Consider the following 21,956-nt stretch of genomic DNA (forward strand, 5'->3'; position numbering starts at 1 on the left):
ACCCCCGGCTTAAACAAAACCAATTTTCTCTATTTAATTCTAAAAGTTATTCCTACGTTAATAGCATAATCTGCAAATGCAGCGTCGCCCTGTGTATAAACACCGGTTAAATTGGTTGTAATTTTATCCGGTACACTTTGCGTGCGGTCGCGTTTTAAGGCTACAGGCACAAAGGCATAAATTGAAAACGATTTAACACGATAGGTAACACCAGGCTCAGCAGAGATGATGTATCCGGGCCTGCGAAAACCGTTACTGCCACCTACAAGATCATGAACAGGCAGGCACTCGTAACGTGCCCCTGCCGAAAAATCAAACTTTCCGACACCATAGCTTGCCCCGCCGCGGATCATCACCTGGTCTGGCACGCTCATTACATCACTGCCGTTGGCAACTGCTTTAGTACTTGGCACACTGCCGCGGGCCGATGATACACCATTTTGTTCCCTTGGGCTGATGAGGTAGTAAAAACCACCATACAGGCCAAAACTGTGTGTGAAATTATAGTATGTATTAATCTCGGTGGTAATACCGGTTCCTCCGTCACCCAACTGGATAGATTGGTCAACCGGGCCCAGCGTTTTGCCATCGTTGGCAGCTGTATGGTAAAAATAATCCTGGTAATTGTAGTTTCCGGTTGGCAGTTTTATACCCAAACCTACCTGTATATTTCCTCGACGCGCTTTTGCTGGATTTAATAACCATGCATAGGCGGTTAAACGCACATCGCCCAAACCAAATGAATGAGTTTGCAAGCGTTCCTTACCGCCATGCTCATATAATGATGACCGGCTGTTATCAAGTATAGGTAAGTCCACAGCAAACGACCACCGGTTATTGAATATGCGGGTTAAAGTAAGGTCCTGGGTATAAGAATGGTTGATAACATTTGTTCCCTGCTCAATACGCTGTGTTTGCTCTTTGGTGCCAACAAAATGTTTATACGAGCGGAAATAACGATTATTGCTGTTCAACAACCAGCTACCGTTGCTGGTAATGCTATCAGGATGTTCATCCATAGTACATAGGCCGCCTGTACTCCTGATAGCGACGCAACCTTGTGCATTAGCTTTTGCAAAGGTTGCAAACGTAAAAATTGTAGTAACGTAAATTAATTTTAGTAAAAGATTTTTCATAGAGTTAGCAATAGTATTGGTACGTATTTTCAATTGTTTAGATAATAGACTTACAAGACAGGGCTAATTTTCGCCCTGCACAATTAAGATTTTATATATTTTGATGTGTTAGCTTACTTTTAAATGCGATGTTTGTTTAAAAGGCCAAAGTATAGATCCAGCAGGTGCTTTTTTAACCGCGAACCAAAGGGCCAGCAGTACACCATAGCTTCCGCCGCGCTCTATCCACTCAAACATTTCATATTTGGGATAAAAGAGCTCGCTGGATATTTTCCATATGATAAAAACGAGTAAGATATTTTTAAAAGGACGAATAAGTACCATTAACGCAGCCAATACCTCAAACAAGCCTACAAACTGTGCTGTTTTGGCCGGATCAGCAAAACCAAGTGCGTGATATTGGTTCAATAAACCTTGCTTTTGAATGAGGTTAAGCCAACCGTGACCTATCAGCAGCATAAATGCAAATACCCTTAACCAGGTGATAACTTTAGCTAAAGTATCGGCATTGATGCTCACGTTATCATCCATACGGGCAAACAACTGCTTGCTCCCGATTTTGAAACCGCCCTGCATCAACAGTAATACGAATGGTGCTCCATAGTTACCGGCGCGTTCAATAAACTCAGCAAAAGGCTCACCCGATAATGGGCGCATAGATGCTGTGGCCAATCCCCAAACTACCAGCCACATGGCAATAGCCCGGGTTGGATAAACCAGCATGGAAATGCCCATTAAAATATCAACTGTTCCTACATAAGGCATTAAGGTATAGGCCATGTCTTTGCCTATACCAAAAACGCCGAAATAATTACACCAGATCTGTTTAGTGATAATTCCAAAAGCACCGTGCCCTATGAAACACATAGCTACCGCAAGGCGAAGTGTGAAATATATCTTTTGATCGTTTGTTAAGCTGCGCATTGTTTATTCGTCCTCAATTCAACACCCTGTTATTTTGCGTCGGCACCATCGGTTTTACCTCTGTTAACTGCGTACTGGCCAACTTTATTGCCGGTTACTAAACCAACTTCGCAGTCGCTGCGGTAATGAATACCTCCGTATAACCTTGACATAGCTGCTGCATGCGCCATATCAGTAAATTTACTTCCCCTATCTGGTAGTAAATAGGTTAACACAGTAGCAGCCGAGCCACTAAAATTAGAGTGGCCTGAAGTATAGGCAGGAAAGTTTGGCACACCGGTTAAAGTTTTGATGTTGGGGTTAGCTTGTGACGGACGCTGGTTAAAGTAAAAATACTTGGTATCCCAACATACAATAGCAGCATCCATCTGAGCCATGTTCAACAATGCAAAGTTACGCGCCCAGCGTACTTCGCTATAGTTTTGTTTTACAAACTCGTCGGCAGCAATAGCATTCCAGTGCCCGGTAGGTGTATAAGTACCCGCACCATCGGCCCAGAAAGCAACCAACTCTTCATGATCGCGGCTGTGATCTTTGCTGAATGACAATACCTCTTCTGTTTCCTTTTTAAATTCGGGCGAATTAGTTGCATAAGGAGCCGGAGGCCTGATGGCAGCTACGGTAGTCGTATCAAACAGAAATGGGACAACCTTTGAAAACAATGGCAGCATTGGCGGCCTTTTAGGGGTTTCCAGGCTCACCCAAAATTGCTCGCCTTTGGCTGCTGTAATGGTTTCAAAATTTTTCCAGATAGCAGGAGTACCGCCCGCTTTGCCTGCACCATCGCCACGGGCGCGAGTAGCAAATACTGCTGCAACCTGCCTGCCTAACGATTCGCCAGCTGCAAATTCGCCACGGGTGTTAGCACCTGATGCTATTCTGTATAATCTTTCCTCATCAACTTTCTGTTGAATATAAGCTATATCCGCAGGAAATAACAACTTCATAATTTCAGACGTAGCACCAGATACTACTGCGTCCTCAGATGGATATGAAGGCAATTCAGATGCTGGGATCAATGCCTTTATACCCGAATCATTTTTATACGGTGCTGTGCGTTTATAAACGTTTTTAAAGTGCCATGCGGCTACCAATGCGTCATACTGCGCTGCACTTACATAAGCATATGCACGCGCCGCATAAGGCGGGTTCGAGAACGGAAATTCAGGATAATTAAACGGATTGGCCGAGTTTGGCGCCGGATAAGTACCATCAGGGTTTTGGTATGGTGGTATGTTATGTTTAGCCACCAATTCGCGCAGGATTTCGTTCCATCTTAAAACAGAGCCAGCACTCCAGTATTGAATTTTTGACTGCTGATCGCTGCTCAGGTTTTTCTGTAAACCTTTGATCTCGTTTAAATCAGCTACATAAGCCGGCGACGTCAATGCATCTGGCGCAGCCACGTTTAATGTACTAAAATCTGTAACCAACACCGGTTTCCAAGTATCCGCAGTGAGGTCGAGATTTGAGGGTTTAAGCGCGGGATACAGCGACGTGCGATCTAAGATATCTTTTCGGCAAGAGCTAAAAGTTACTGCCGCTAGTGCTGTTACTGTAAATATATTAAGTATAGTTTTTTTCATTTCATTGATCATTGATTGTGCAACCTCTTATTACTTCTCCTTTTTGGTACTAAATACATAATACACACCTGCATAGCCGGTACGGGTTTGCCCTACGTTACGTCCGTCTAAAACATAGTTACCACCGGCGGTAAACTCAAGGCCGCTTACCGACTGGAAGCTATATTTAAGTATCAACCCAACAGCAGTACTGTTCATGCGGTTACTTGGAAACGGCATATCGTTTTTACGGATATCAAAACCGCTTGTGCTTGTAACTTTTGTAAAGGTAGCTTCGGCATTAAACTTAAGGCTTCGGTAACCGCTGCTAAACATAAAGTTGGTGGCATTTGGCAATTGTACTTCATTGGTGTAATGCATTTCTGTGGTGTAGTACGATGTTCTGTCGATAGTAATGTTGTCACGGCGGATGTACTGACCTGAACCTGCTACAAAGAACCTGCCTGTTTGATAGTTAAGCAAAGCACGCAAAGCAGCACTTTTGCTATGCAAACCTACAGATAAAGGAAGAAAATCGGCCTGATAATTGGCCAGAGGTAAAATACCTGTAGCAATAGCATGAACGCTGAATAAGCCGCTGCCTATCTCCTCTTTTACTGCCATCCATTTAAATGACACACTAAGATCCTGAAATGACTTTTCACCTCGTAAAGTACCTGCCGAAGCATTAGTGGTTACATAAGGCACCATAAATAGCAGGTTGATCCGGTTTGAAAGACCATAATTACCACCCAGGCTGTAAACATTGGTACTTACAGTGCCCAAATTTTGATTATCCCGTTTAAAAGTGCCTTCCCAGTAATGGTCCCAACTCCCATGGGAATATACTGCGGCAGCACAAAAATAATTTTTAGGGATCATCAATGCATCAGCATCGGTTTGGGCTTTGGCACATTGTGCAACAGCCATTAAAAAAGAAACTACAATACAACATCTGTAAAAATACAGCGACATAAATTTCATTACGTTTAAATAAAGGGTATAACTAAAAATGGTAAAACAAAAGCCGGATCAACATTATCAACTGAAATCGCTTAACCACCGATTGTTGATAATATTTCAGCATTAAGGAGCTTGATCAAAGCCGTAAAAAGAAGCTATTGCCCCAATAATAGGGAGCACAGACAATGTGCGGTTCAAAAAGCCAAATGATAAAACGGATTGTATCCTTAAAACACAGGCACACAAATCAATTTAACTCATAATTTACAGGCAATAATCAGCAGGCAGAGTTTGGCGGCTTGCCGGGTGACTCAATGAAGGGTGAATTTACATGGTAGGCTATAGGGCGTGAATGTACCTTTAATATCCTTCCGTAAGATAAGAATTGGTAGTGCATAACCTGGAAACTATACTCGTTCCCGGTATTTACTTTTTTCTGAGATTGATCATGTCCCTTTTTACTTAAGGGCACATCGCTTATTTCTTTGGCAATAATGAGATTTGCTTTAACCAGGCGTGTTTTAACGCTGTTGGCTATACAAATAAACGACATTGTATCCTGCGTAACTTTATAGCGCAGATAATTGTAGTAAACCCCCTTTAATTGCAGTTGTCCCTGATCATGCACATAGCCGGCCCAACTGTGGATTTTGGGAAGATGTACGGGGATCTTGATTTCAACAAGCTTGGTAGCATCAACCTTGTTCTCGTAAATTTCTTTCACAATTTGTACTTCAGACCGGTGAATAAAATACTGAAATGCCAAATTGTACCCGCCCAAATTGAACAGATGTACATTCAACAATAGTATTGCTATAAGCTTCTTCACCAAAAGAAATTACTGTTAGGGTATATAATTGACAGTAAATATATGTAACAATATTGTTAAAACAAATAAAAAATTAAATTGTACAAATTACAGTTTAACGGGAATGAAATTGATAATTTGCCAATTTACATTGGATATATTTGCCATTTATTAACCTGTAAACTATGGATTTAATAACCCACCCCTGGCCCTGGTACGTGGCTGGTCCGCTGATAGGCCTGGTTGTACCTGCCTTGCTTATACTCGGCAATAAAACCTTTGGTATTTCATCATCATTGAGGCATATCTGCGCGGCATGTATCCCTGCTAATATTTCATTTTTTAAATACGACTGGAAAAAAGAAAGCTGGAATCTGTTTTTTGTTGCCGGCATTGTTTTGGGTGGATTCACAGCCGCTCAGTTTCTTTCGGCCAATCATCCGGTTAATATTACCGCGCAAACCCATACCCTGCTTAAACAACAAGGCGTTAAAGATTTTAATGGTTTGCTGCCAAAGGATATTTTCAGCTTTGATCAGCTACTCACTTTAAGAGGTTTTATTTTTATGGTGATAGGTGGTTTTTTGGTCGGCTTTGGCACCAGGTACGCAGGCGGCTGCACGTCTGGCCATGCCATTATGGGAATCTCCAACCTGCAATGGCCCTCGCTGGTAGCTACATGCTGTTTTATGGCAGGCGGCTTCATCATGACCTGGTTTATTTTACCTTACCTTTTACACTTATAAAATGCGTAACATCAAATACCTGTTTGCAGGCCTGCTTTTTGGCATAGTACTGGTAAAATCAGAAGTGATCTCCTGGTTCAGGGTCCAGGAGATGTTCAGGCTGCAATCATTTCATATGTACGGTATCATTGGCAGCGCAATTGCTGTAGGGATGATCTCCGTTTTGATCATTAAACGTTTTAAAATCAAAACCCTTTCAGGAGAACCTATTGTTATTCCCGATAAAAAATTCAACTGGGGTAATGTATATGGCGGGCTGATATTTGGCTTAGGCTGGGCAATTACGGGCGCATGCCCCGGCCCGCTGTTTGCGCAGATTGGGAGCGGATTTTTAGTTACTTCAGTTACGCTGTTGAGTGCTATTTTGGGTACCTGGGTTTATGGATTGGTAAGGGAAAAATTGCCTCAATAATCAGTTTCACGCTTTTAAATATGGCATAATGATCCAACGGCAGAGGATATCGGTATCAAACATTTTCAGCATACTGATTATGGCTTTATTGCTGCTGATTATCTTTAATCCCAATGCAAAAAGTTACATAATCAGGGGCCTAATGTCGATTGGCCTGTTCCAACCAGACCCTGCCGGATACACCAGACATCATGAATCGCTTAATGATATCCCCGATATACAGTTTAAAGATGCGGCCGGTAACACAACATCATTAAGCACCTTAAAATCTAAAATTGTATTTATTAATTACTGGGCCACCTGGTGCCCGCCCTGCATTGCTGAAATGCCCAGGGTAAACGAGCTTTACAAAAAATTCAGGAACGATCCTGATGTAACTTTTCTGTTGGTTGACGTAGATAACAACCTGCCTAAAGCAAAAGCTTTTATACTTAAAAACGGCTATGACCTTCCTTTATACACACAAATGAGCAACGTTCCCGACACTTTGCTCGATGGCACCATTCCCACTACCCTCGTATTTAGTAAAGATGGTAAACTCATTTACAAACACTCCGGCGCGGCTGATTACAGCAGTAAGGAGTTTGAAGAGTTTATTAGGAAGAACCGTTGATTTATTTGATTACGTTGATTTCGCTGATTTGTTGATGGTTTCATCAGGTAGATTGAGATTAGCTAATCATTTAAATTTTTAGCTAATCATTAGCCTTCCGCTATGCATCAGCGAAATCAACGTAATCATCTCCTCAATATCAGCGGTTTTTTTATTGTTATTTTAACACTTATTAACAAATTTTTCTTTTCTTTACTGCACAATCAGTTAATCCTAAGTTTCAATGAAAAAGAACCCGTTTTTACAACTCGGCGTTATCGCTTTGTCTTTATTGAGCTCGGCATCCTACGGGCAAACCGGTACACTTAATATCAGTACCGATTCAAAAACAACCATCAGCAAGCACATTTACGGTCAATTTGCCGAACACCTCGGTCACGGCATTTACGGCGGTTTCTGGGTTGATAAAACCCTGCCCGTAAAAAAGCAGGACCGCATCAGGCTTGATATTGTTGATGCCCTTAAAAAGATAAAGATCCCTAACCTGCGCTGGCCCGGCGGCTGCTTTGCCGATGAGTATCACTGGCGCGATGGTATCGGCCCCGCTGCTGAACGCCCGCGCATGGTAAATACCAATTGGGGCGGCATTACCGAAGATAACAGCTTTGGTACACACGAGTTCCTGGAACTTTGCGATTTACTGGGTTGCGAGCCTTACATAGCAGGCAACGTGGGCAGCGGTACGGTTGATGAAATGTCGAAATGGATTGAATACTTAAACTCAAACAGCACCAGCACCGTGGTGCAACTGCGTAAAAAGAATGGGCACCCTGCTCCTTATAAAGTAACCTTTTGGGGCGTAGGTAACGAAAGCTGGGGCTGCGGCGGTAACATGACACCCGAATATTATACCGACTTGTTTAAACGCTATGCTTCATTTGCCAAGGATTACCCGGGCGCCAAACTTAATAAGATAGCCAGCGGACCAAATGCCGATGATTACCACTGGACAGAAGTTTGTATGAAAAATATCTCGAGCGGGATGATGTCGGGCTTGTCATTACATTACTATACTATACCAACCGGTAACTGGGGTAAAAAAGGTTCGGCAACTAATTTTAGTGAGAAAGAATACTTTGGCACAATGGTTAACTGTCTTAAAATGGAAGAATTGGTTACCAAACATTCGGCCATTATGGATAAATATGACCCGGAGAAAAAAGTAGCGCTTGTTGTTGACGAATGGGGCGTTTGGACTGATCCTGAACCAGGTACAAACCCTGGCTTCCTTTATCAGCAAAACAGCCTGCGCGATGCTTTGATAGCTGGCACAACGCTTAACATTTTCAACAACCATAGCGACCGTGTTAAAATGGCTGCCCTTGCCCAAACCATTAACGTTTTGCAGGCCTTAATTTTAACCGATAAGGAAAAAATGGTGCTTACCCCTACTTATCACATATTTGATATGTACAAAGTTCATCAGGACGCCAAATACCTGCCTATTAAATTAAGCGTACCTGATTATGAGGTTGACGGTAAAAAGATCGAAGCGGTAAATGCATCTGCTTCACAAGACGCATCGGGCAAGGTACACATCTCCCTGGTAAACCTTGACCCTCATAATACCATTACAATTACAACCGGCCTCAGCGATATTAAATGGCAAACCGTTAGCGGCCAGGTACTAACCTCTGCTAATTTAACTGATGTTAACACATTTAAGGATGCCAATAAAATCCACCTGACTGCATTTAACGGCGCTAAGAAAGACGGCGACAAACTGGTTGTAAGTCTGCCTGCAAAATCTGTAGTAACACTTGAATTAAAATAAAATCCTTTCCCCTAAGAAAGTAAAACGGCCGGGCAAATTGCCTGGCCGTTTTTTGTATGATGTTAGTCTGTTTGGAGGGCTTCAATTCGTTAATTGAGATGTAGAGACGCATCACATGCGTCTCCCGTTTGCAATTTCCGATGGATTATAGGCCTCTTAAACCGGCTTGTCCGTTGGGAGACGCATGTGATGCGTCTCTACAAAAAATGCTTTATTTTTTCAACGTCGTATGTTTCTACCAGTTCCTTTTGCTGATTGGATAACTACTCCTTCGGCAACCCATCCTCAAATCCGCTATCACCGCTGCTTCCAGCTATGTCCAGGTTCCAGGCCGAGGTTAAGAAATATGGTGTAGCACCATCTGCATTTTTGTTATTGTAGGTACACTTAATAACCCTGCTTTCGCCCGGCGCTAACGAAATATAATTATCGCTGAAGATCACCGGTAAAATATCATCACCGCCCTGCCCTTTTAAAGCGCGCAGGTGCACAAAGAAAGCTACCGCGCTGCCGGTATTTTTGATAGTTACGGTGTTTGAAGTACTATCTCCCTCGGTCTTACTGGTTTGGCTAAAGGCCAGTTTGGTTTTAGGCAAAGATTGTAATGCCGAGTAATCAGCATAGGCCGACTGCGGTGTGGTGAACCAATTTGATTTTTTCCAGTTCAACTCGTCCTCTTTTTTGGAAAGCCAATACCAGTTGATACTTTTGATTTCTCCACTTTTGTAACTCAATTCAAGACGTAATAGATAAGTATCAGATAACCCGTTAATAGCGGGCAGGGCGAATAATCTTTTAGAAGCATCCGCACCAATATCAGCAGCTACTGTTTTGCTGAACTTGCTGCTTCCATCCAGATTATAAACATTAGCCTTAACTTTTAAACCTGTAAAGGTTTTCAGGTATGAGTTAATTATGGCAACATCATTTGTTTTGTATGAATACATCACATGCAGCGGCTCCATAGCTTTTTTCATACCAAAGTAAGTGCCCGCTGGGTACAGGTAATAATCATAAGTATGCCAGATCAATCCCGGCCATGGGTTACTTAACATCCATTGCACCACGCCTGTAGCAGTTTGGTATTTGTTTAACCCGTAAGCTTCCATCATGGCACGGTGCGCTTCATAGTTTTGGGCTTGTGCTTTGGCTACGTAATTTTTGATTGACAAAGTTTCCCCGTAACGGCCATAAAGCGCTTTGGTAAATACTTTGGTTGTACCAAACGAGCCCGTACCGCAATGGTAATTCCAATCAGCCGAAGTTACATTCAGCGAATCTTTAGGAATAAATTTCACAAGACTTTCATAAGGTGGAATTGATGGCCCCGGTGAAATTTCGGTTGCGAAGCTGTATGTACCGCCAAACTTTTTGGTGGCGTCAGTTTCCCAGTAAATGGGTGGCACCCACTCATACGGACCGGCCATTTTCACACCGCTATAGCCCGATACTTTTGATTTACTTTCGTTAGCGGTTGCCAGCAGCGGGTTGGGCCATTTCAGTTGTTTTTCAATTTTCAGATAGCCGCGCTCTACTGAAGTATCGGTAGGCGGCATATCGCTGCCGTTGAGCCAAACAAACAGACTGGCTTTGTTGCGCAACCAGTACATCACACTACTGTCTGATGCCATGGCAACCTTTCGCTCGGCGGCATCCCATTTTTCGGGGTGTTGCCAGGTACCGCAGCACATCCAGCCATTCATCACCATTAATCCGTATTTATCGCACAGATCGTAAAAATTATCATCTTCCATTTTACCTTCGGAACGGACGATGTTCATATTCATATCGCGCACCAAACGAATCTCCTGCTCCTGTCTTTCGGGCGATCGGCGCTGAAAAATATCAGGCGACCAGGCCGCACCTCTTAACATAATAGGCTTGCCGTTAATAATGAACTCACGCGATTGATTATCATCAATAATTTTAGAAGTAAACTCCCTGATGCCGAAGTTTTCGGCTACTGAATTGCTCAGCTTCTTATCAACCACAGCCGATACTTCAATACGGTTCAGGTTTGGCTTACCATACTGCCACGGCCACCAGATAGATGGATTTTTAACATTAAGCTGCTTAAACTCAACGGGCGAGAAATTTACATTCTTTGATTCATTGGCCAGCAAGTGTACTTTTTTCTCGAAGGAAATATTTTCGTTGATCTTTCCTTTTATTACTGCATCCTGTGGTTTATTGGTATAGTTGGTTACCTGTGCATCTACCGTTAAATGTGCGATTGCCAGCGATGGCAGATCAAAATCGGTTGTAACCAGTGGGAATTTCAGACCTACTTTATTGTAAGTTTTCACCTCTACATTGTTGATGATGCCACCATTATAATCCTGCGGATACGGGATCCAATCAGCGTAATCGATGGCCAGGTCGCCATCACGTTTATTCGGGGTGAATGGCCTTAGCACTTCAATAGCCAGCGTATTGACGCCACCATAGTTGATGTTTTTGGTAAGATCGAGATCAATGATGCGGTACGGGCCCTTTACCTGGGTTGAATCAGCTATTTTAACACCGTTGAGCCAGACATTAGCTTTATAGTTGATACCATGAAGGCGAAGGATCACATTCTTGCCATTCTCAGCAGCAGGTAGCGTGAACTCTTTCCTAAACCACCACGGCTTATCGAGCTTTGGATCGGCCAGCTTTTCGAGGTTCTTACCCATAAACGGATCAAAATTATATATATGGTTAGCCAATAAGCCCGCTAAAATAGTTGAAGGCACACTTACCTTATACCAGCCCTGCGTATCAAATTGCTCTTTAGAGATTTCGGTAGCAGTCGCAGGCACTGTAACAGTCGATTGCATTTGCCAGTCATCTTTCAATAACAGGTTAAAATTTTCCTGTCGCCCCTGGGCAAATATCCCTACGCTGAATAAGGCCATTGCCGATATCAATAATAACTTTTTCATAGTAGATGAGGTTTACTTTTGGTTATCATAATACAAGGCAGCTGCACCGATGATGCCGCTGTTTTGCAGTTCCGAGATCTCGATTTTTATGCGTTCAAGTGTTTTTGAATAGGCAAACGTTTTCACCTGCTGCCACATGGTATCTTTAAAATAGTCAAAAGCATGACTTACCGAACCGCCCAAAATGATCAGTTCAGGATCATAGGCGTACATCACCATTTTTATCGCATTGCCTACATGTGTACCTAATTCAGCATACAAACGCAAAGCCTGTTCGTCACCTGCCTGTGCATCCTTAAAAACCTGTACGCCATCCAGTCCATAAACATTGTTAAAAAACGAACCGCTGCAATAGTATTCTAAAATATGATCGATGTAAGGGAAAAGGCCAATTTCGCCGGCACCACAGTTATAACCTGCATATAACTTACCATTAGTGATGATACCCGTACCAAGGCCTGTGCCAAGCGTTACCCCTACCATGCTATCGGCACCTTTCCCTTTTCCAAAATACAATTCGCCCACGGCAAAGCAGTTGGCATCATTATTTACATAAACTGGAATATTATAACGCTCCTGCATCAGCTTTTTCAAGTGCACTTCCTTCCACGAGGGAATGTACTGCACATCGTAAACAATGCCTTCGGCTACATCCACAACGCTGGGTACCCCTATTCCAATTGCGCTGGCCATATTATTCTTCAAAAGGATATCAACAACGGCATAAATATCATTCAATACATCCTCCACGCTTCCATCGCTTTTAATTCGTTGCGATACTATGTTGCCGATAGTGTTATTATCAACCACAGCGCCGCGGATATTGGTAGCGCCCAGATCAATGCCTATAACTTTTATATTGTTCATGTATATGTTTATGCTTTGTTGTCAAAAAAAGTCTTATTAGTAACCAGCGGCTTAGCCCAAAAACCGATGCTAAGCATATAGCCGAAGGTGATGTACAGGAAACACATGCCTTCACGCAATCCAAACCAACTTCCCAAACCGCCTATCAACAATTGAACAACTGCACCGCCAATGATGCCAGTAACCAGGATCCCCGCAAATGAGCCATGATCTTCAGATACAGAACTTAACGCCAGTGAAAATATAATAGGATACATTACCGACATGAAGAAACCCACTATTGAAAATGAATACAGTGATGTTTGCGGCCCACCGAATAATCCGAGCGACAAGAAGATAAGCGCCAGTATCGTAAAGATCACCAGTAGTTTTCGGCTGTCCATCAGCTTGAGTAAAAACAAGCCCAAAATGCCGCCGGCTGTCATCAATCCCCAAAAATAAGCAACCGCCCTGGCTCCGGTTGTTTGCGAATCAAATTTGTGATACCGCAATAAAAACTCCGACATCCACCAACTTACCCCCTGTTCGCTTCCCACATAACAAAACAGTGCTATGAAGTAGGCTATCACTACCGGTTTTTTAAAAAGAGCGATGTGAGTTTTCCATGGTCCGGCTTTTTCATCGCTGGCCAGTTCAACTTTTGGGAACCTGGATATCAGCATGATCACTACCATAGCCAAACATATCACAGCGAACAACCAATACAACGAAATCCATGGCATCGTTGTGGGCACATGCGCCTCAAGTAACGGAAAAAGCCCTCCTTTGCCTCTTCCCATGTTTTTAACCATGTAAGAGTAAACCAGCGGACTAACAAATGAAGCTCCTCCAAATATCAATTGCGCCAATACTGATGTAAAAGCATAATTTTCTTCCCCGCCCGATGTACGGAGCAATGGATTAATCACTACCTGTAACATCGCCATCCCGCAACCTATCAGGAATAACGATAATATGGCAGTTAGATAGTTTGGATAAACGGCAAGTAATAACGAGCCCATAAATGCCACTACAAAAGCAGCTATCATGATGGACTTTTCATTATACTTTTGAACCAGCATACTTGATGGAATTGACATCACCCCATAGGCTATAAAAAAAGCGAAGGGCAATAATCCAGCCATCGCATCGCTCAGTTTAAAATCTTTAATAAATTCGGGCGAAAGCGGGCCGATGATATTGGTTAAAAATGAAATAACAAAAAACGTAAGCATGATCAGCGTTACGATATAGTAGTTTTTTTTCATTAAATGGTTGATTATAGTTGAGTTCGACTTTAACTAAGATCGTTAAAAATTAATTGGCGGAATAATTTTACAAAAACTTATTTAAATTGTTACATATTCTTTTTAAAATATTTTAAAAAGGCAAAAGACAATCGATATTGCTATTCTCTTAACATCCGCTTAACCTTAAATTACAGCCAATCAAAACATTTAAGGCGCTATTATGTGTTAATGAACAAACACCTGCTGTATGACCCCAAGAAAAGAAAAAGAACTTACTTATATTGAAAAAGTATGGCACACTGTAGCCATTGTCGCCCTATTGGTTGTAGTAATATTGATAGCACGCGTTGCATTTAACGTACTGCTTATGATCCTGTCGGGCGCGCTTATTGCCACTTATTTTCATGGACTTGGCGATCTTATTGAACGAAATACCAAAATGCGCAGAAGGTACGCTATGATCATATCTGTAGTCGGCTCGTTTTTAATTGTAGCAGGCTTGTTTTATTTGATGGGAACAACCATACAGCATCAAATAGCCTTACTCAAAGATACACTCCCGCATACCGTTAATAATTTCAAGACCAAACTGGCATCAAACCCAACGGGGCAACAGATACTTGACTATTTTTCAGGCGATAATGATCCTGATAAAGTAGTGGTTACGGTACAACACTTTTTCAGCACCAGTTTTGGCGTGCTTGGCGATATTTATATCATCCTGTTCCTGAGTATCTTTTTCACCACCAATCCTGATGTTTATAAAAACGGGATCCTGATGCTGCTGTCTGATAAGAAAAAGCCTTTAGGACAGGACATTATGGACAGGATCAGTATTTCATTGAAAGGCTGGCTCAAGGGGATGCTGTTATCAATGGTATTGCTGGGCGTGCTGCTTACAACCGGTTTAAGTATCATGGGTATTCCGGCGGCATTGATTTTGGCTTTGTTTGCAGGAATGTTAAAGATTATCCCAAACCTGGGTTCGGTTATAGCCATGATCCCCGGCGTATTGCTTGCACTTACCGTGGGCACTAACACGGCCATTATAGTCGCCCTAATATATGTTGTATCGCAAACTATAGTGAGCAATATTGTGGTGCCGATAGTGCAAAACCGCATGATTAACCTGCCGCCAGCCCTCACTATCATCAGCCAGGTAGTAATGGGTACACTTTCGGGTGTGCTGGGTATCATATTAGCTGTACCTATTGTGGCTATTATTGTAATTTTGGTTGATGAGCTGTATGTCAAAAAACTTGGCGATGCTGAGATAATAGCACATTAACCAACATGGCATCGTCACAAAAATCGATATATAGCGCATTGATTGCCAACCTGCTGATAGCAATAACAAAGTTTATTGCTGGTATTGTTGGTCGCAGCGGATCGATGATCTCCGAGGGGATCCACTCGCTGGTTGATACTGCTAATGAATTGTTACTATTGCTCGGCTTGCACCGGGCACGGAAAGAACCCGACAAAACACATCCCTTTGGTTACGGTAAGGAGCTTTATTTCTGGTCGTTCATAGTGTCTATCATGATATTTGGCCTTGGCGGAGGGCTATCCATTTACCAGGGCATCTTACATATTCGCGAACCTGAACCTTTGGGTGATCCTACGATGAGTTATATCGTTTTGGGACTATCCATTATATTTGAAGGCTCGTCGCTCATTATTGCCCTGAAAGAATTTAATGCAATACGGGGAGATCAAAGCTGGTGGGATACGGTTGTAAAAAGCAAAGATCCATCAACATTTTTAGTGATGTTTGAAGATAGCGCTGCCGTTGCAGCTTTATTCATTGTAGGCATTTGCATGTTCCTGAACCACCGTTATCATATGCCAGTACTTGATGGTGTAGCGTCATTATTGGTTGGACTGATATTGGTTGGCGTTTCGGCAATTTTAGCAAGAGAAAGTAGAAGTTTGCTTATGGGCGAAGGTATCTCATCCGAATCCCGTACCAAAATCACTGCACTGGTTGAACGGGACAGGGCAGTTTTAAAAGTGATGCATATGCTGTCAACCTACCAATCGCCGGATGAAATTATTTTGATGCTGATAGTCGCTTTTAAAGAAAATCTTGATACACAGCAAATCAACGAAGCTATCGACCGCATCCGCGATTGTATTAAACATGAGTTTAGTTTAGTACGCTTTGTGCTGGTACAGCCCGAAACATTTTCGGCAGAAATTACTGAAACAGGCAGCGTACTTTAATTGTATATTAGCAATAACATTATAAACATCCTACTCATGCAAGAACAAAAATTTCATTACGCAACAGTAACCGAAGCTATAACCAAATTAAAAGAACAAGGCTACACCCATGAATTTAGCCTTGAGGGCGATCACCTTAAAGCAGGTGCAGAAACTTTCCAGGTAAAGGAATTTGAGATTGTAGACCTGTACCGCTACGAAGGCCCTTCTGACCCTGCCGATGAAGCCATAGTTTATGCTCTTGCATCTACCGACGGTATTAAAGGTACACTGGTAACGGGCTACGGCATTTCTACCGATGAAGCCACTATCGAAACACTCAAGAATTTACATTATAAGTATCAACAAGGCCAGCAATAATCTGGCCTTTAAAGCGTAGCGCGCCACTCCGTTTTGATTATAGTTGCTGATACTTTTACAGCATTTTATACCGATAAATTTCATGTATTTGGTTTGCAGGCCCTATATTGGTAATCTTGTGACATAATGAAAAACAGGATATTCTTTACCTTTGTCTTATCTATTTTCTGCGTGTTGCAAAGCAATGCAAAACCCAAAGTTGATACCATTTTTGCGGCCAGTTTGCAACCAATTGGGCGTACACTAATTAACAGCCAGCATAACCTTGCCCTCATTACTTCAGGCGCTCATTTTGGTTTTAGTTTTAAGGGAAATGAATGCGCCGTATATGTAAGCATAGCGGATGCCGGAAGCCATAATTACCTGCAATACGAACTTGACGGCACTTATCAAAAACGGATCAGGGTAGACGGAAATGCAAAGGGGCCAATTATCATTAAAGCCAATAATGCAGGCACCCACCGAATCTGGATCTATAAAGCAACGGAAGCAACAACAGGTGCTTTGATTTTTTCGAAGATTGCTGCAGAAGACATTAAAAGTCTGGCTGTTCCCAAACTCCCGCTTATTGAGTTTATCGGGAACAGTATTACCTGCGGCGCGGCGGCAGATGATTCAGAGATACCTTGTGGAACCGGCGATTATCAGGACCATCACAATGCTTATATGGCTTACGGACCAAGCGTTGCAAGGGCTTTAAACGCCAATTTTATTCTATCCAGTGTTAGCGGCATAGGCGTTTACCGTACCTGGAACAAAGATTCCCCCTCCATGCCGCTGGTATATGAAAATACCAATTTGCAGGAAAACGATTCGCTGAAATGGGATTTTAAAACTTATCAACCTAAAATTGTAAGCATTGCATTAGGCACCAATGACATGAGCAATGGCGATGGTACCGCAAGGGCACCATTTGATACAGTACGCTTTGTTAATGATTACGTAAAGTTTGTGCAACTGATTAAATCAAAATATCCCAAAGCTCAAATAGCCCTGCTTTCCAGCCCGATGATAAAAGGAAATTCGAGGGAGATCTTGCAAAGATGCCTGAGCAGGGTGAAAACAGCTATTGATACAAGTCATCCTGCAGATAAAACTGTTGCTACTTTCTTTTTTCAGCCGATGGAGCCGCATGGTTGCTCGGGACATCCCAGTGTTGCTGATCATCAAATATTGGCACAGGAACTTAAACCATTTTTTGAAGGTTTACTGAAACAATAATTTTTAAGTGATCGATCGTAAGTAATGTCCACAAAAAAAGCCGTTCTCTTACGAAAACGGCTTTTTCTATTGTTAATTCGCTAAAATGATTAATGTACCGAAAACATGTTCGCCCTTGATATTAGCTATACATACTCAACGCCAAATTTGCTTTTTACATCGGCAACAATTTGTTTTACAGTTTGCTCCTGATCGCGCGGACAAATGAGCAGGGTATCGTTAGCTTCAACTACAATATAATTGTTTAAACCTTGCAATATTACCAGCTTATTGCCCGGCATGTTTACCACGCAATTTGATGAATTTTGCATGATCACTTTTTCATTTGAGTTTACTGCGTTACCCGCCCCATCTTTTTCAGACAGTTCATATATGGAGGCCCAGGTACCCAGGTCGCTCCACCCAAAATCAGATGGCAATACATAAACATTGCCTGCTTTTTCCATCACGCCATAGTCTATGGATGTATTAATACAATGCTGATAAGCCTGGTTTATATGAGCAACCTCTTGTTCTGTGTTATACACCAACCGGGCATCATCAAAAATATCATGCAAGTCGGGCATATAAGTTTCAAATGCTTTCAATATTGATTTAGCCGACCACACAAAGATCCCTGCATTCCATAAAAAATCGCCGCTTTGAATAAAGCCCCTTGCAATATCCAGTGTTGGTTTTTCTGTAAAATTTTTCACCTTGTGAAAATCATTATTAATAACAATGTCGCTATACTGAATGTAGCCATAGCCAGTATCCGGCCTGGATGGTTTAATCCCCAATGTTACCAGGCAATGATGTTCGGTTGCTGTTTTTAACGATTTATCCAGAGCGTTTATAAACGCATCTTCATTAAGTATTTGCTGATCAGACGGGGCTACGACAATTACCGCGTCAGGATTCAGGCTTTCTATCTTAAAACATCCATAAGCTATGCACGGGGCAGTATTTCGCATTACCGGTTCAGTCACAATCTGCTGATCTGTTATATCCGGTAATTGCTCTTTAACCAATTGGGTGTAGCTTTCGTTAGTTAATATGAATATATTTTCTTTTGGACATACTTTTGAAAGACGCTGATAAGTCTCCTGGATCAGTGTTTTCCCGTTGCCAATGATATCGATAAATTGCTTGGGGTACACCGTACGACTTATTGGCCAAAAACGGCTTCCTACGCCCCCTGCTAAAATTAATGCGTAATGGTTCTTGTTCATGTTTAGCTTTAATGTTGATTAACAGAATTAATTTCTACATGATTGACTTTGATCCTACTCAAAAAATCCTGGTAGGCAAGCCGGATACCGTCATTCAGGTTAACCGAATGTTTCCAGCCCCTGGTGTGCAGTTTTGAAACATCCATAAGTTTTCTTGGCGTACCATCGGGTTTTGAAGTATCAAAACTGATGTTACCCGTGTAACCCACCGCATCTTTAATAAGCAGCGCGAGATCACTGATAGCTATATCTTTGCCGGTTCCGATGTTTACAATACCCGCTTCATTATAGTTTAACATTAAATAGTAACAAGCTTCGGCAAGATCATCAGCAAACAAAAATTCACGTTTGGGTAGTCCTGTTCCCCATATCGTTACAGCTGCTGATCCCTCCGTTTTAGCTTCGTGAAACTTGCGGATCAATGCCGGTAAAACATGTGAGTTTTGCGGATGATAGTTATCATTATAACCATATAAATTGGTTGGCATAACAGATATATAATTACATCCATACTGTGCCCTGTAGGCATCGCACATTTTTATACCCGCAATTTTGGCAATGGCATAAGGTTCATTTGTAGGTTCAAGCGGCCCTGTTAACAGGTAATCCTCCTTTAAAGGCTGCGGCGCCATTTTAGGATAGATACAGCTTGAGCCTAAAAACATCAATTTTTTGACCTTGTTGAGATACGATTGATGGATCACATTATTTTGGATCTGCAAATTATCATACAAAAAATCGGCACGGTAAGTATTATTAGCTACTATACCTCCTACTTTTGCGGCGGCAAAAAAAACATAATCAGGCTTTTCAGCGGCAAAAAAATCGGCAACCTGCTGCTGATCCCGAAGGTCGAGCGTTTTTGAATTGCGGGTAATAACATTTGTAAACCCCTCTTTAACCAGCTTTCGGTGTATGGCGGAGCCAACCATACCACGATGCCCCGCAATATATATTTTGGCCTCCTTTTCCATTATTCAAACTGATTTTTAATGGCGTAGCCCGAATCTTTTAACAGTTTCTCTCTTTTAAACAGTTCTGCATCGGCGGCAACCATTTCACTTACTAAACCCTTCAGGTCGTATTTAGGCTCCCAGCCCAACAGTGTTTTTGATTTGGTAGGGTCACCAATCAACAAATCGACCTCGGTAGGCCGGAAATATTTTTCATCAACAGCAACTACTTCCTTACCTGTTTCAAGCTGATATTCAGGGTCGCTGCAGCTTATTACATAACCTTTTTCCTTTAAACCGCTTCCTATAAATTCAATCTCAATACCGAGTTCAGCAAAAGCCATTCTCACAAACTCACGCACCGGGGTTGTGATACCTGTAGCAATTACATAATCTGTCGGAGTATCCTGCTGCAATATCAGGTACATGGCTTCAACATAGTCTTTAGCGTGCCCCCAGTCGCGTTGAGCGTCGAGGTTACCGAGATATAATTTATCCTGCAGCCCCATAGCTATTTTTGCAGTTGCGCGGGTAATTTTACGCGTTACAAACGTTTCACCCCGTAATGGGCTTTCATGATTAAACAGGATGCCATTACAAGCATAGATGCCATAAGCCTCGCGATAGTTTACCGTTATCCAATATGCATACATTTTTGCCACAGCATATGGTGAACGGGGATAAAACGGCGTAGTTTCAGATTGAGGTACAGCCTGCACCAGACCATATAACTCGGAGGTTGAAGCCTGGTATATTTTAGTTTTTTTCTCAAGTCCAAGGATTCTGATAGCTTCCAATAGTCGCAAGGTACCAATACCATCAGCGTTAGCAGTATATTCAGGAGTTTCAAAGCTCACTTTAACGTGAGACATAGCGCCCAGATTATAGATTTCATCCGGTTGTACTTGCTGTATAATTCTGATTAAATTTGTTGAATCGCTAAGATCGCCGTAATGTAAAACCAGGTTGATATTCTTTTCGTGCGGATCCTGGTATAAATGGTCAATTCTATCGGTATTAAACAGCGAACTTCTTCTTTTTATGCCATGAACCTCATACCCTTTTGATAATAAAAGTTCGGTAAGGTACGCGCCGTCCTGGCCGGTTATTCCGGTTATTAATGCTACTTTTTTCATTTGCAATGTTGTGTTTAAGGTGCAACAATATTTCAATATAGGGTTAATGCTATGCCTGCAGCATAAAGCATACCCTTAAAATTTCAGCGTTCAAAAGCCGTATCAGGTACGGAGTCTTGTTATTGGCCAGATGCGGCCGTTTCATGAAGAGGCAAAAAGATGGCACAGAGCATCTTAGCAACACACTGGCGGTTAATTATCTCCGCAAAGTATTTTTATAATTTCTTTAAGGTTCAGCGATATTAGGATGAACGGGGCATCGCTGTACCTTTATAATTTAAAAATCCTATTTATTGTAATAAGTAAAGTCTTTGTGGTTTATTTCCTGCTCGGGCAATGATTTGAAGTATTCATAAGTGATCTTCAAACCTTCGCTCCTTGATACCTTTGGCTCCCAGCCCAGTATAGCTTTGGCCTTGGTAATATCCGGACGGCGTTGTTTGGGATCATCTGTTGGTAAGGGCAGGCTGATCAGTTTCTGATCCGTACCTGTTAACTTGATGATCTCCTCGCCAAATTGTTTGATCGTGATCTCATCGGGGTTACCGATGTTCACCGGCTGGGCATAATCGCTCAGCAGCAAACGGTAAATGCCTTCTATCAAATCATCTACATAACAAAACGATCGGGTTTGTGAGCCGTCGCCAAACATCGTCAGCGGTTCGCCTCTTAATGCCTGTCCGATGAAGGCTGGCAATACCCTGCCGTCATTCAGGCGCATCCTTGGTCCGTAGGTATTAAAGATCCTTACTATCCTGGTTTCAACTCCATGAAAAGTATGGTAGGCCATCGTAATAGCTTCCTGGAACCTTTTGGCTTCATCATACACCCCTCTTGGGCCTACCGGGTTTACATTACCCCAGTACTCTTCGGGCTGCGGACTGATGT

20 protein-coding genes are annotated in these 21,956 nt (G+C 42.3%); 8 read left to right on the plus strand and 12 right to left on the minus strand.

Annotation, left to right across the window (positions count from 1 at the left end; translation table 11 throughout):
- Nucleotides 1-29: 29 nt before the first annotated feature.
- The 5 genes from BMX50_RS31395 to BMX50_RS31415 form a co-directional block, all read right to left on the minus strand.
- Entirely contained in the window at nt 30-1,136 is a 1,107-nt protein-coding gene (locus BMX50_RS31395) for a hypothetical protein (RefSeq protein ID WP_091220763.1), read from the minus strand.
- Between the two features lie 108 nt (nt 1,137-1,244).
- Nucleotides 1,245-2,060, minus strand: a complete 816-nt coding sequence (locus tag BMX50_RS31400) for a hypothetical protein (RefSeq protein WP_091220767.1) — start codon at nt 2,058-2,060, stop codon at nt 1,245-1,247.
- Nucleotides 2,061-2,089: 29 nt separating this feature from the next.
- The gene (locus BMX50_RS31405; RefSeq protein ID WP_091220862.1) at nt 2,090-3,646 is read right to left on the minus strand and encodes a vanadium-dependent haloperoxidase; all 1,557 of its coding nucleotides are present in this window, start codon (nt 3,644-3,646) and stop codon (nt 2,090-2,092) included.
- 30 nt (nt 3,647-3,676) lie between these two features.
- Complete coding sequence (locus tag BMX50_RS31410) at nt 3,677-4,555, minus strand: hypothetical protein (protein ID WP_091220771.1); 879 nt, start codon at nt 4,553-4,555, stop codon at nt 3,677-3,679.
- A 310-nt stretch (nt 4,556-4,865) separates the two neighbouring features.
- Nucleotides 4,866-5,417, minus strand: a complete 552-nt coding sequence (locus tag BMX50_RS31415) for a hypothetical protein (RefSeq protein ID WP_143065309.1) — start codon at nt 5,415-5,417, stop codon at nt 4,866-4,868.
- Nucleotides 5,418-5,581: 164 nt separating this feature from the next.
- Between BMX50_RS31415 and BMX50_RS31420 the strand changes: the two genes are divergently transcribed.
- The 4 genes from BMX50_RS31420 to BMX50_RS31435 all read left to right on the plus strand — a co-directional run bounded on the left by BMX50_RS31420 (nt 5,582) and on the right by BMX50_RS31435 (nt 8,941).
- Nucleotides 5,582-6,142 carry a YeeE/YedE family protein gene (locus BMX50_RS31420; protein WP_091220778.1) on the plus strand — a complete coding sequence of 187 codons (561 nt, stop codon included), beginning with the start codon at nt 5,582-5,584 and terminating at the stop codon, nt 6,140-6,142.
- Between the two features lies 1 nt (nt 6,143).
- Nucleotides 6,144-6,554, plus strand: a complete 411-nt coding sequence (locus BMX50_RS31425; protein WP_091220781.1) for a DUF6691 family protein — start codon at nt 6,144-6,146, stop codon at nt 6,552-6,554.
- Between the two features lie 28 nt (nt 6,555-6,582).
- Entirely contained in the window at nt 6,583-7,167 is a 585-nt protein-coding gene (locus BMX50_RS31430; protein ID WP_091220785.1) for a TlpA family protein disulfide reductase, read from the plus strand.
- A 223-nt stretch (nt 7,168-7,390) separates the two neighbouring features.
- A complete protein-coding gene (locus tag BMX50_RS31435; RefSeq protein WP_091220790.1) occupies nt 7,391-8,941 on the plus strand; it encodes an alpha-N-arabinofuranosidase in 1,551 nt (516 codons plus the stop codon).
- A gap of 263 nt (nt 8,942-9,204) precedes the next feature.
- Here BMX50_RS31435 and BMX50_RS31440 read toward each other — a convergent pair whose 3' ends face one another.
- Genes BMX50_RS31440 through BMX50_RS31450 form a run of 3 tightly spaced genes read right to left on the minus strand, consistent with a single transcriptional unit; the run spans nt 9,205 to nt 13,979 of the window.
- Nucleotides 9,205-11,865 (minus strand): glycoside hydrolase family 2 protein, encoded by a 2,661-nt coding sequence (locus BMX50_RS31440; RefSeq protein WP_091220794.1) that lies wholly within the window; start codon nt 11,863-11,865, stop codon nt 9,205-9,207.
- 12 nt (nt 11,866-11,877) lie between these two features.
- A complete protein-coding gene (locus tag BMX50_RS31445; protein WP_091220798.1) occupies nt 11,878-12,732 on the minus strand; it encodes an ROK family protein in 855 nt (284 codons plus the stop codon).
- An 8-nt stretch (nt 12,733-12,740) separates the two neighbouring features.
- Entirely contained in the window at nt 12,741-13,979 is a 1,239-nt protein-coding gene (locus BMX50_RS31450; protein WP_091220802.1) for an MFS transporter, read from the minus strand.
- A gap of 229 nt (nt 13,980-14,208) precedes the next feature.
- Between BMX50_RS31450 and BMX50_RS31455 the strand changes: the two genes are divergently transcribed.
- From BMX50_RS31455 to BMX50_RS31470, 4 genes are all read left to right on the plus strand, one after another.
- On the plus strand, nt 14,209-15,249 hold the full coding sequence (locus BMX50_RS31455) for an AI-2E family transporter (RefSeq protein WP_091220808.1): 1,041 nt from the start codon (nt 14,209-14,211) through the stop codon (nt 15,247-15,249).
- A gap of 5 nt (nt 15,250-15,254) precedes the next feature.
- Nucleotides 15,255-16,187, plus strand: a complete 933-nt coding sequence (locus BMX50_RS31460) for a cation diffusion facilitator family transporter (protein ID WP_091220812.1) — start codon at nt 15,255-15,257, stop codon at nt 16,185-16,187.
- A gap of 36 nt (nt 16,188-16,223) precedes the next feature.
- Entirely contained in the window at nt 16,224-16,547 is a 324-nt protein-coding gene (locus tag BMX50_RS31465) for a hypothetical protein (protein ID WP_091220816.1), read from the plus strand.
- A gap of 126 nt (nt 16,548-16,673) precedes the next feature.
- Nucleotides 16,674-17,768, plus strand: a complete 1,095-nt coding sequence (locus BMX50_RS31470) for an SGNH/GDSL hydrolase family protein (RefSeq protein ID WP_091220820.1) — start codon at nt 16,674-16,676, stop codon at nt 17,766-17,768.
- 125 nt (nt 17,769-17,893) lie between these two features.
- Here the strand turns inward: BMX50_RS31470 and BMX50_RS31475 are convergent, their stop codons facing one another.
- From BMX50_RS31475 to BMX50_RS31490, 4 genes are all read right to left on the minus strand, one after another.
- Nucleotides 17,894-18,979, minus strand: a complete 1,086-nt coding sequence (locus tag BMX50_RS31475; RefSeq protein WP_091220823.1) for a mannose-1-phosphate guanylyltransferase — start codon at nt 18,977-18,979, stop codon at nt 17,894-17,896.
- A gap of 8 nt (nt 18,980-18,987) precedes the next feature.
- On the minus strand, nt 18,988-19,953 hold the full coding sequence (fcl, locus tag BMX50_RS31480) for a GDP-L-fucose synthase (RefSeq protein ID WP_091220827.1): 966 nt from the start codon (nt 19,951-19,953) through the stop codon (nt 18,988-18,990).
- Entirely contained in the window at nt 19,953-21,068 is a 1,116-nt protein-coding gene (gmd, locus tag BMX50_RS31485; protein ID WP_091220831.1) for a GDP-mannose 4,6-dehydratase, read from the minus strand. Before gmd ends, fcl begins: the two co-directional genes overlap by 1 nt.
- A gap of 286 nt (nt 21,069-21,354) precedes the next feature.
- Nucleotides 21,355-21,956 (minus strand): NAD-dependent epimerase/dehydratase family protein (locus BMX50_RS31490; RefSeq protein WP_143065310.1); only part of this gene is annotated, 602 nt, incomplete at its 5' end.

Origin of the sequence: Mucilaginibacter gossypiicola, from assembly GCF_900110105.1 — a bacterium.
Taxonomy (GTDB): domain Bacteria; phylum Bacteroidota; class Bacteroidia; order Sphingobacteriales; family Sphingobacteriaceae; genus Mucilaginibacter; species Mucilaginibacter gossypiicola.